8 protein-coding genes and 1 rRNA gene are annotated in these 11,690 nt (G+C 52.7%); 7 read left to right on the forward strand and 2 right to left on the reverse strand.

Translation table 11 applies throughout. The features are described from left to right. Positions 1–10: 10 nt before the first annotated feature. Entirely contained in the window at positions 11–865 is an 855-nt protein-coding gene (locus C1725_RS18755) for a peptidoglycan-binding protein (RefSeq protein WP_346026863.1), read from the reverse strand. 268 nt (positions 866–1,133) lie between these two features. On the opposite strand from C1725_RS18755, the gene C1725_RS18760 reads away from it, so the two are divergent. The 7 genes from C1725_RS18760 (at position 1,134) to C1725_RS18790 (ending at position 11,473) form a co-directional block, all read left to right on the forward strand. Further along, positions 1,134–2,078: an ABC transporter permease subunit gene (locus C1725_RS18760; protein ID WP_102413198.1), complete on the forward strand. Its 945-nt coding sequence runs from the start codon at positions 1,134–1,136 to the stop codon at positions 2,076–2,078. A gap of 21 nt (positions 2,079–2,099) precedes the next feature. Next, positions 2,100–2,990 (forward strand): ABC transporter permease subunit, encoded by an 891-nt coding sequence (locus C1725_RS18765; protein WP_102413199.1) that lies wholly within the window; start codon positions 2,100–2,102, stop codon positions 2,988–2,990. A 71-nt stretch (positions 2,991–3,061) separates the two neighbouring features. Beyond that, positions 3,062–4,627, forward strand: a complete 1,566-nt coding sequence (locus C1725_RS18770) for an extracellular solute-binding protein (protein ID WP_102413200.1) — start codon at positions 3,062–3,064, stop codon at positions 4,625–4,627. A gap of 101 nt (positions 4,628–4,728) precedes the next feature. Beyond that, positions 4,729–6,519: a histidine kinase gene (locus C1725_RS18775; RefSeq protein WP_102413201.1), complete on the forward strand. Its 1,791-nt coding sequence runs from the start codon at positions 4,729–4,731 to the stop codon at positions 6,517–6,519. Beyond that, complete coding sequence (locus C1725_RS18780) at positions 6,494–8,032, forward strand: response regulator (protein ID WP_102413202.1); 1,539 nt, start codon at positions 6,494–6,496, stop codon at positions 8,030–8,032. The genes C1725_RS18775 and C1725_RS18780 overlap by 26 nt, the downstream gene beginning before the upstream one ends. 126 nt (positions 8,033–8,158) lie before the next feature. Continuing rightward, positions 8,159–10,087 carry an alpha-galactosidase gene (locus C1725_RS18785; RefSeq protein WP_102413203.1) on the forward strand — a complete coding sequence of 643 codons (1,929 nt, stop codon included), beginning with the start codon at positions 8,159–8,161 and terminating at the stop codon, positions 10,085–10,087. Between the two features lie 159 nt (positions 10,088–10,246). After that, complete coding sequence (locus C1725_RS18790) at positions 10,247–11,473, forward strand: MFS transporter (RefSeq protein ID WP_146009298.1); 1,227 nt, start codon at positions 10,247–10,249, stop codon at positions 11,471–11,473. 95 nt (positions 11,474–11,568) lie between these two features. Here the strand turns inward: C1725_RS18790 and rrf are convergent. Then, a 5S ribosomal RNA gene (gene rrf, locus C1725_RS18795) occupies positions 11,569–11,685 on the reverse strand. Positions 11,686–11,690 lie beyond the last annotated feature (5 nt).

An 11,690-nucleotide genomic window follows, 5' to 3' on the forward strand; every position in this document is an offset into this window, starting at 1 on the left:
CTGATAGCCGTCATGCGCCGGCCGCGTCCCGCAGTGCGCGCTGCGTTGCCGCGTCCGCGACGCCCGTGCGTGAAAGCCCGGCGTCTGCCTGAAAAGCCTTGACCGCCTCTTCGGTTCCGGCGCCAAACTTACCGCTCTGTTCTCCCTTAAAGTAGCCCGCATCCGCCAGCCATCCCTGAAGCGCCGCGACGCCTTCGCTTTCGTTGCCCTTCTTGAGGGTAGTGCCCACAATGCCGTCCCGGGTGATGCCGTAACCGCGGATGCTCGCGTCGTCCAGCCGGTAGGTATAGCGCTGCACGTTCGTCGGCGAGGGACCGAGAATTTTGTTATTGCCCTCGATCGTGTGTACCAGAATCGTTCCGTCTACGTCCTTGGAGAGGTACTCCACGATGCCGACGTGGTCGATGCGGTTGTACTTGTACCATTCGATGTAGATCAGGTCGCCGCGGCGCGGGGTATAGGGGCGCTCCGCTGTGGAAACCGCGTCTTCCCAATACCACTGTTCGCCGTACCCCTTGAGCGTGCCCGTGGTCGTCACGTAGCGGCCGCGCGCAATAAACCAGTCCACACCCGTCTGGCACTCCGCCTGCATGGGATAGAGCACGTCCAGCAGCCGCTCTCCCGTGCGTTCACCCGCCTGCTCCGTACTCCAGGAGACGAACTCCGAGCACCACTCCTTGTAGGCGCCGCCCGCCCATTCGCCATATTTGCTGAACCCGCCTTTGGTGGCGGTATATCCAAGTTCCTCTACGCAGACCTCGAGCACCGCTTCGATTTGAGCGTCCACCGCATCTTCTGCAACTCCCTTTATGCCCGGCGTCATCAGCAGCAGCGCTGCCGCCAAAATGCAGGTCAATCGTCTCATAGCGTTCCCTCCATGCGTTGATCCTTCTTCCAATAGAACGAAGGACGCCGTGCAGCCGCTGCACAGCGTCCTTATTTTATCATAGAAAAAGGATGCCGTCAAACCGCGAGGCCGCGCCGGCGACCGGCTTTGCCTGACGGATGGAAGCCCGCGCTGCTTGGTGAAGCCCTGCGCTGAAAATAGTGGTTTATTAAACATTCATCATAAAAAACAAAATTGAAATATAGGCGAAAGAGGATATAATCATTATTGAAACGGGAGGGATTGCATGGAAGATATCATAAAAAAGCAAAAACGCGTGTGTCTGAACGAAGCCAGGCGACACTGGCAAGTCTATCTGATGATGGTTCCCGGCATCATTATATTGATTATTTTTTCATATCTTCCAATGCTGGGTTTGACCATGTGCTTTAACGACTTCAATCCAATTCTGGGCCTTCGCGGATTCTGGGAGAGCGATTGGGTGGGGCTGAAATGGTTTACAAAGTTTGTAAATTCGTTCTACTTTGAGCGTGTGATGCGAAACACCCTCCTGATGAGCATAGCCAAATTGCTGGCAGGGTTCTGGGTTCCTATTGCATTTGCGCTGCTGCTCAACGAAGAACGGAACGCCCGCATTCAAAAAGTCGTGCAAACCGTCAGCTACATGCCTCACTTTTTATCCTGGATCGTTATCATTGCGTTGATGAACGCGCTGTTTTCTCCTTCGGAAGGTTTGATAAACAATATCCGTACCTCCATCAACCTGCAGCCGATTTATTATATGGGCGAAGAGAAGTATTTCTACCCCATGATATTGGGCAGCTCCATTTGGTCGGACTTCGGATGGTCGTCCATCATTTACCTTGCAGCCATCAGCGGAATCGACCAGCAGATGTATGAAGCGGCGATTATAGACGGATGTTCGCGCCTGAAGCAGGCTTGGTATATCACCCTGCCCAGCATCCGTCCGCTGATCGTGATGCTGCTGCTTTTGCAGATTGGCGGTTTAATGGGCAGCAACTTCGATCAGGTATTTAATTACATCGGCAGCAATAGCAGTCTTTACGCTATCGGGGACGTGATTGACACGTACGTGTACCGTGTGGGGCTGACGGAATTTCAGTTGAGCTACGGCGCGGCAGTGGGACTGTTCCGCAGCGTAATCGCGTTAATTCTGCTTCTAAGCGCTAACTGGTTCACAAAGCGGATTGGCGATGACGGGCTGTTTTAATTGAGCAAAGGAGAGCTGACTATGAAACGGCTAACGCGCTCGCCCAAGGAGCGGTTTTTTGACAGTCTAATCCGTATTATACTGATCCTTGCCGCCATTCTTACACTCTTCCCCTTTCTGTACGTGGTCATGATCTCGCTGCTGTCCCCTGCGGAATACATGTCGCGGGGATTGGTATTCCCCCTGCGGCCAACGCTGAACAACTACGCGATGCTGTTCAAATGGGGGACCAAGATACAGAACGCTTATCTGGTAACCATTGGCACCACGGTGGTGGGCACGGCGATCTCCCTGTCGGCGACCGCGCTGTTGGCCTATGGCCTGTCCCGTCCGGCTTTGCCGGGCAAATCGTTCGTCAACGGCATGTTGGTGCTTACGATGTTCTTCAGCGGCGGTTTAATCCCCACCTACATGGTAATCAAAACCATAGGACTGATGAACACTTATTGGGCGCTCATCCTTCCCGGTTCCCTGTCGGTTTGGAACGTTATGGTGATGCGGACCTTCTTTAAGGAACTGCCGGTCGAGCTCGAGGAGTCCGCCGTTCTGGACGGCGCAAGCGACGCCCGTGTGGCGTTCAGCATCATGTTCCCGCTGTCCAAGGCGTCCTTTGCCACCATCGGGCTGTTCTACGCGGTGGGCTACTGGAACCAGTGGTACAGCGCGATGCTGTATCTGAACGATTCAAAAATGTACCCGCTGCAAATGGCCCTAAGAGAAATCATCAATACGAATGCCGCAACGGCTATGGACGCCACAAAGATGGCTGGAAAGATGATGGATAGCACGCCGCCCAGCATCGTAACCAAAATGACGTCCATCGTCGTCAGCATCGGCCCTGTTTTAATCCTCTATCCCTTTGTACAAAAATACTTTGTCAAGGGCGTAATGGTCGGTTCTCTCAAGGGGTGAGGATACCCATGCTTTTCAGCGGGAGGGATCATCGCCGCTGAGGAATAAAAATTATTTAAGGAGGTCCACCCATGAAACGAGTCCTTGCATGTTTCCTATCTGCGCTCCTTTTGTTGAGCTGTGCGACCCTGACCATGGCAGAAGAACGCACGGGGGAGCCCATCAAGTTGAACCTGTTCTCCCTAAACGGCGACTATAACACCGCTAACGGTGAAGAAGCCAAGAAAGCGGTTGAAGAAGCGATTGGGAGGGACTTGGGCATTCCTGTCGATCTCAACATGATCACCTCCGACAGCTTCAGCACCGACCAGATTGCGGTGAAGGTCACAGCGGGAGAATTGGACGCGATCTCGTCCAATATGCCGCTCACCACCTGGAACACGTTCATCCAGAAACATATGCTGATCCCGCTCGACGATCTGCTTGCCCAGTATGGTCAGGATATTTTGGCGCAAGTGGACAGCAAGTTATGGGATCCCTACAAGGTAGACGGCAAGATCTACCTGATTCCAATTCAGGCACCGGTTCCGTTTTATTGCAGCACCTGGGTGCGCATGGACCTGTTCCGCAAGTATGGCATCGACACCGTACCTGCCACGGTCAGCGAACTGCTGGAAGGGATTCGCACCGTCGTGAACAACGAGCCGGATCTGGTCGGCCTGACAGGCGGCCATATCACCTGGATTTACAATTCCGGTCCTATGAACTTCCATCTCGTAGATGCGGACGGAAATCAGACCTTGACCAATGCAGAAGGCACCGCTATGGTAAATCACTATGCAACCGACCTAGGCATCACGGTATATTGGGAAGACGAAGGCTTCAAGCAATGGCTGCAGCGCCAGGTAGACGCTTACGCAAGCGGCATTCTGGATCCTGAGATCTTCACCACGACCTTTGACCATGCGGATCAGCTGAAAGCCTCTGACCGCGTTGTGTGCATCGGCGATAGTTACGGGTTCCAGTCCACAGCCGACAAGAAAGCCGGACTGAATCCGGACACCCCTCTTGCCGAAGGCGCGAAACCACAGGAGTGGGCATTGCTAAGCAATCTGGTAAACGATATAAACGGCGGCGCAACCACTTGGCAGTATGGGTATGAAACCGGCATGTTTATCGGCCTGGTCGCTTCAACGGAGCATCCCGAAGAGGTCATCAAGGTTCTGAACTGGTGCTGCGCATCCCGTGAGAACTGGGCTCTCGCGAACTATGGCATCGAAGGCAAGCATTATACCTACACCGACGACGGCAAGATCAAATTCGTTCGCGACGGCTCAGACAACAAGGTTGTATCGGGGGGTTTAGGCGGTATGGTCGGCAACCTGTACTCCGACTGGTGGGTTCCGCTGACAGAAAATTTTGAAGGCACCGACTGGAAGAAGATCTTCGAGCCAGCGCCCACGACCCAAACCTGGATTGCCTGCGACGGCTTCATAAACTATCAGTTTGAGACCGACGCTACCAGTGGCGCGGACATGCAGACCATCTCCTCCGAAGCGTTGGTGAATATCATCACCGGCAAGGTGGAGCTGCAGGCCGGCCTGGATGAGATGGTGAAGAACCTGAAGCAAGCGGGTTATGACCAGTGGTACGCTGAAAAGAACGCGCAGTATTGCGAAGGCATGGGCATCAAGTAATCAAAGCAGGCGGCGAATGACAAAGCGCCCATTGCCAAGATCGCCGGGAGAAGGGGTGAAACCGCCCCTTCTCCTCCCGTATATTTTGGAGTATTCAGAGCATGAAATATGTAACACGCCCATTGACGCTTTCCAAGCGCCTTATTCTGACCTTTACGGCAGTCATTATACTGACGTTAATGTTGGCCGGCGCCTTTTGTTATCAACAGACGAGACAGGTCATACAAAGCAATCAGCTCGAAACGATGACCCACTTGATGAGCAAAATGGCCGGCAGCCTCGGCACGACGCTAGCCAACGCCATCGGTATCACCGAACAGGTACTCTACGCCGATGACGTCTATGATTCCATGTTTCAAGAAAACGTGACGATCTCCAGCAACCAGGTAGGAACATTCAAGCATATCCAGCAGTACCTTTATATGTTGGCGGAACAGTTCGATTTCAAGAAAATACGCATTTTCACCAACAATACCAGCTTGATCTACCAGACAGAGGGAAGCTATTTCTGCGCCCTAGATCGTCTGTCCTCGATGATACCGATCGACGACACGGTGCGTGTTCGTACCAAACAGGTGCAGATTGCCGACACGTATCATGCCTCGGCCATTTGGAATGATTACCGGATCTCTGTGGTACGTCTGCTGTTGGAGGGGCCGAAACTATGCGGCGCCGTGGTTGTCGATCTGGAAAGCAGCAGTCTTCTGAAAGGCTGGGGCGAAGAGGATATGCCTGTCATGTTGATCAACCGCGAAGGGCGTGTGCTGGCTTCCACCGATGAATCGCAAATGAACGCCGTGTTGCCCAAAGAGACGGTTGACGACGTCTACGCCAACGTCTTTGTGCAAGACGGAAGCCTGTGCCGCTTATCCTCAAAAATTGAAAATAGCGATTGGCGGCTGGTAATGACCCTGTCCAGCCAGGCGCTTATGGGGGATGCCGCAGGCATTTTGTCCACGACGGTCTGCATCATCCTGCTGAGCTGTTTGATCGCAGGCATGCTGGTCGTGATTTTTAGTCGCATGCTGACCAGCCGCCTGAAGGCAGTGACACAAACCATTCAAGGCAGCGAGCATGCCGCGACACTGCCAGGCATGTTGAAACATCATATAGAGGAAAAACCCGGGGACTGCGAGGAAATTGCCGTCCTCATCCGAACGTACAACCGTCAAATGGCACGCATCAGCGAACTGAGTCTGCAAAATGAACACATGGTGCTGCGCGAGAGTCGCTATCGTATGGAAGCCCTGCGCTTACAGATCAATTCTCACTTTTTGTATAATACGCTTGCCTCTATTAAAGGATATATCGATCTGCACGACACCGAAGCCGCTTCTGGCCTTGTAATGAGTCTCGCCAGCTTCTTCAATCGCACGCTCGACCGCGGCAGCGAGTATGTGTCCCTGCTCGAGGAGATTGAAACCATCAAACTTTACCTGCAAATTCAGCAAACCGTGTACGAGGAGACCTTTTCCTACGAGATTCAGGAGATACCCCAGAACGTGCAGAATATCACGATACCGAAATTCCTGCTTCAACCCATCGTTGAAAACGCCCTGCTGCATGGAGCTATGGAAGCCGCCGGGCATGGATACATTTTGTTGAATACGCGGGTAGAAGATGCGTCAGTATACATTCATATTATGGACAACGGGCCCGGTTTTACACAGGACATGCTAGAGCGTTCAGAAGCCAAACATCGTATAGACCGTGGATATGGCATCGGTCTGTGGAACGTGGCTTCCCGCCTGAAGCTGTATTTTGGCAAAAACGCGCGATTGATTCTCAGAAATCGGCCGGAAGGCGGGAGCCGTGTAAGCGTAGCGATTCCACTGGAGGGGCTGTCAGAGGAGGCCAGAGCAACCTATGATCAAGATCGTCCTTGTAGATGATAACCGAACGCTGATTCGAGCCTTGACGACGACCATACCCTGGGAAGTGCATGGCGTTGAAATTGCCGGCGTCGCTTACGACGGTGTAGAGGCTCAAAGGCTGTTGACCGAAGATGTGAGCGTCCTCGTAACAGACGTGAAAATGCCACGAATGGACGGCATTGCCCTGACGCAATATGTCGCAGAGCATTTCCCACAAATACAGGTCGTATTCATCAGCGCATATAAAGAATTCGACTACGCCATTTCCGCGATGAAACTGAAGGTATTTGATTATATCGATAAGCCCATAAACAATGAAAAGCTGGTACAAACGGTGCTTCGTGCCTTTGACGCCGGACGAAACCGGGCAGATCGTGCCGCGCTTTTGAAAAACGCTTTGCCCTTTATGCGCGAACATCTATTACGGCAACAGCTGATGGGGCGTAAGGTCTTGCAGCAGTTGCTGCTGCAAACGGCCTTTCCCTCATGGACAGAACACTCCTGGTATACCTGTGTTGCCTTTGAAGCGGTTCTGCCGGAAAATTGTTCGGAGGTCTGGGTGCTGAAAGCTTCGGCTGAGAAAAAAATGCCCGACGCGCTCTGCGTCGTCATGAGCGAAACCGCCATTGCCGCGGTATGGGCCGACACGGAGGAGCCGGATCAAAGCGCCGTTGACAGCTACTTGCTGGAGGTCAAAGCTGTGCTGAGCCAGCAAAAGCAGCAAAACATCGTCTGCAAAGCTGGCATCAGCCAATCGCTGCAAGGTGTGGAACTCCTTCATCGGCTGTACACGCAGGCACAGCAGGCGCTAAACCTAAGCGACTTCTGGTCCGAACAAGCCGTCTACGCCTCGCCTGAGCTCATCGATTCCACGCCGCAAATCAGCATACAAGTAAAGGAAGCGCTTGCCTGTGGCGATGGCTTGGCAAATATTACAGATACGCAGCGGCTCTCCATGCGGCTAAATGACCTTCGCCATCACCTGGAGAACCTGCATAATCCCGAAGTGTTTCAAATGACAGCCGTATTTGTCCTGAATCAGTACGTGCGGGAAATGCTGGACAGCGCAAGTGACGTGGAGCCGCTGTTAAAAGCCAGCATGGAGGCATACCGGAAGACCAGCAGAGGTTTGCAGCCTATAGCCATTGACGTCTTATGCGACTTTATCACCCAGCAGAGCAAAAGCCGTGTAGCCCTGGTCAGCAAAAAGAAAGAGCGCATCATTCGCCAGATCTACGATGCAATAGACCGGGTCGGTTTTTCGGATGACGGAGGTTTACAACGGATTTCTCAGGAAGTCTACCTGAGCCCCAGCTATGTGAGCATGCTGTTCAAACAGGAGACAGGCATGAGCATCAGCGCGTATCAAAACCAAAAAAGGCTGGAAAGAGCAAAAAAACTGCTGAAAGATCCAAACCTGAAAGTCTATGAGATCGCAAGCATGGTAGGCTATGTGAACCAATATTATTTTTCGGTTTGGTTCAAACGCGGCACAGGCTGTACGCCTTCTGAATACCGTGAAAAAGTGTGAATGAAAACAAAGGAAGTGTGGTACGAATCGAATCTTCTTTTTTATCTGGAACCGTTATAATGTGACTTAGCAGATACCGGCTCCGGGAACGAGGGAGACTGTATCGAAAGGAAAGGATGGAATGATATGGACGAGCTGTACAAAGAGCTATTTCAGGATCAGTTTCCGATAGGCTTTACCTATGGCGAAAAGGATGCTGAACTTCACGGTCTTCCGTGGACGGTGCTTAAGGAAACCTTGCAGGAATACGAGCTTGAGCGTTATTGCGCCGTGTTGGATGATTCCCTCCACATCGAGATGATTGTACGGCGCTTTCGGGATAGCGAAACCCTGGAGTGGTATGTAACCCTGCAAAATGCGTCAAGCTACGACACAAAGACGCTATCGAATATCGATCTCGCACACTTTGATATCCGCTTTGATCCCTCCACGACACCCTTCTTTTTGGACTATAACGGTTCGAATGAGCAGATGTGCGACTTTATGGAGAACCGCACGCAGATGTTTCACAACGCGCGTCGAACGCTCCGCTGCACGGGCGGCCGCTCCTCGTCTGTGGTCATGCCTTATTTTCAGATGCTCATGAATGGGTATGGCTACACGCTGGCTATCGGCTGGAGTGGGCAGTGGCGCGCGGATTTCCTGCGTCCAGGCGATGACGGCGTCATTCGTGTGCGGGCCGGCATGGAGGACGCAAGTTTCCGCCTGCACCCCGGCGAAACGGTTACCTTACCCCACATGCTGGTGCAGCGCTGCGAGGGCGATGAGTACACGGTCTTCAACGGATACCGCCGCTTTGCGCAGCGATATGTCGTACCCCGGATCGACGGTAAGCCCGTGCAGGCACCTATCACAATAGGTGCCTGGGGAGGCTCAACCGCCGCGCAGCATTTGCGGAATATCGAGGCGTTAAAGCAGCACGATGCCGGATTGGAAACCTATTGGATCGACGCGGGTTGGTATGGCGATGTCGCACCCGGCAATGTGGAATCCGACGGATCCTGGTATCGCAATGCAGGCATCGGTGACTGGCAGCCTTCCCGCGCGCTGTACCCCAACGGGATGGAAGAGATCGCTGACGCCGCGCACGATATCGGGATGGGCTTCCTGCTGTGGTATGAACCAGAGCGCTGCCGCACCTGTGCGGAAAGGGTCTCCGAGCATCCGGATTGGTACATCGGCCTTCGACGTGAAAATGGCGACATGATGTTGAACCTCGGAAATCCAGAGGCGCTGGCGTGGATCACCGGCGTAATCGGCGATTCCATCGAAAAGTATCGTATGGACGTGCTGCGTATCGACTTCAACTTTGGCCCGCTGAGCTTCTGGCAATACGCGGATACGCCCGATCGAAGGGGGATCTCTGAGCTGCGCTTTGTGGCTGGATTCTACAAAATGTGGGGCGACCTGTTGAAGCGTTTCCCCCATTTGATCATCGACAACTGTGCCAGTGGCGGTCGACGGCTCGATTTTGAAGCGCTGCGCCGCTCCATCCCCCTCTTCCGCACAGATTATGCCTGCTTCGGTTTGCTGGACAAACCCACCGCCACTCAGTTGCACACCTACTACCTGAGTCGCTTCGTCCCGGTGAATTCGACCAGCGTAAACTTTGCGGAAAAGGACACCTACCGCGTCCGCAGTTGCCTCGCGGGCGGCATATCTGCAGGTGGGTTGACAGCCGACGCATCCAAGGATATTTGGCTGTGGAGCAAGCAGACCTTAGCGGTCTTTAAGCGTCTGCGGGAATACACGATGGCTGACCTGTGGCCCCTGACGGGTTGTTCTTTTAGCGATCAGGATTGGATGGCCTATCAGCTCTCCAAGCCTGAGGAAGGCCGCGGTGTCATCGTCGCCTACCGCAGGGAGAACAGCCAAATCCGCCTGATGGACTTGCAGCTGCGCGATATAGCTCTCGACGCAACCTATGAACTGACAGATGAAGATCTGGGCACGCTTGGCCATGTATCTGGACGGTTGTTGCTGGAAAGCTGGCCTTTTGAAATAAAGGACAAGCGAACCTGCCGGATCGTTTACTATCAGCGTATAGCGAACTGAACAAATCAACTGCATATAACGCACCGCAGGGATAGGTCCACTTCTATCCCTGCGGTGAGCGGCAGGCATTAATCCCGCAGCATAGCGATATAAACAAAAAGGTTAGGACGCCCTGTGCTCAATCAGCACAGAGGTCAAATCGGATAGGGGATAGGAGAGGTGTCGTATTTTCGAGAGATCCTATATCGTATTTCTGCCCCATGGAAAGCATTTTTAAGGCTATACACCTGCTTTGCGATTTTTACCAGCTTTTCCAGCACATTTATCAGTACCTATCTCATTCGGGCTACAGGAAATAACGTCAATGTCATGCTGTTTAATATGTTGTTGGCAGGAATTCAACCCTTCGCTATGCTGATTGCAGTCTGGCTGGTACATGCAAAGTCTCCGCTTTTTTCTCAGCGAATAGGGCTTCTCTTCTATGTTGGTGCTTTTGGGGTGTTGGGGCTGATGGGGCAATACGCCGTACCCTACATCCAATGGATTGCGATACTCTTCTCCGTAGCGAACGGTTTTTTCTATACGACCTATGCGCTGCAGTTGCTGATGTATTCGGACGACAAGACACGGGACGCTTGCTATGGATTGCAAAACGTACTGGGCGGCCTTGTCGGCATCCTTTTGCCTACACTTACCGGCACGGTGTTGGCAAGCTTCCATGACTTTACCGGCTATCAATTTATATTTGGCGTGGGCTTTGGGGTTGCCGTGCTCTCGGTGTATATTTCCATGAAGCTAAAGCCAATCGAAAACGCATCGCCCAAAGCGCAGCTGAGGAAAGCCTTTCACGTTTTGCGCGCCGAGAAGCCCGCGCGGGCGGCTATGCTCGCCTCCGCTGCGAACGGTTTTTACGGAGGAACCATGTCCTTTTTTCTCAGCATGTTGATCTTTGAAAGGGTTCGGAACGAATTTATAGTCGGCATCACAGGAACGATCGCCGGCATTTTATCGATCCTTTCCTCACTGGTCTATTCCCGTATTATCACCCCGCGTAATCGAAAAAAGTCAATTTTTCTTTCCCTTGGAACGATGATTGGGGCGTCTATCGTATTGATCATGAATGCATCGTTCCCTGTACTGATCCTGTTTTACTTTCTGCTTTCCGCCTTAGGTGGATTTTTTCTCAACCCGCCCGTGACTGCGTATGTTGGGGTTGTGGAGAATGTTCGCCAGTTGCAGGGATTGGGCAGCGAGGTACATGCTCTTCGTGAATTCTGGTACGGCGGTGGCCGCGTACTGGGCATTCTTCTGACGATGCTTCTGTATAACAAGCAAAACAGCGCCGGAATAATCGTCCTGATCATTTTATTTATACAAATCATTCCGGCGCTTCTGATGAAAAGAATGCAGGTCCCGGTGGACCGTTCAACCTGCATTCCGCAATAATGCTTAAAGTATGCAGCGCGTCAAAACTAATCAGATAAAATAGTCGCCAAAACGACAAAAAAGAGAGCCACTTTCGACTCTCTTTTTTGAATGGAATCCGGCAGCGACCTACTCTCCCGGGCCGTCACCAGCCAAGTACCATCGGCGCATAAGGGCTTAACTTCTGTGTTCGGTATGGGAACAGGTGGATCCCCTTCGCCATTGCCACCGGAAATCT

The sequence above is a fragment of the Beduinella massiliensis genome, assembly GCF_900199405.1.
GTDB lineage: Bacteria > Bacillota > Clostridia > Christensenellales > Aristaeellaceae > Beduinella > Beduinella massiliensis.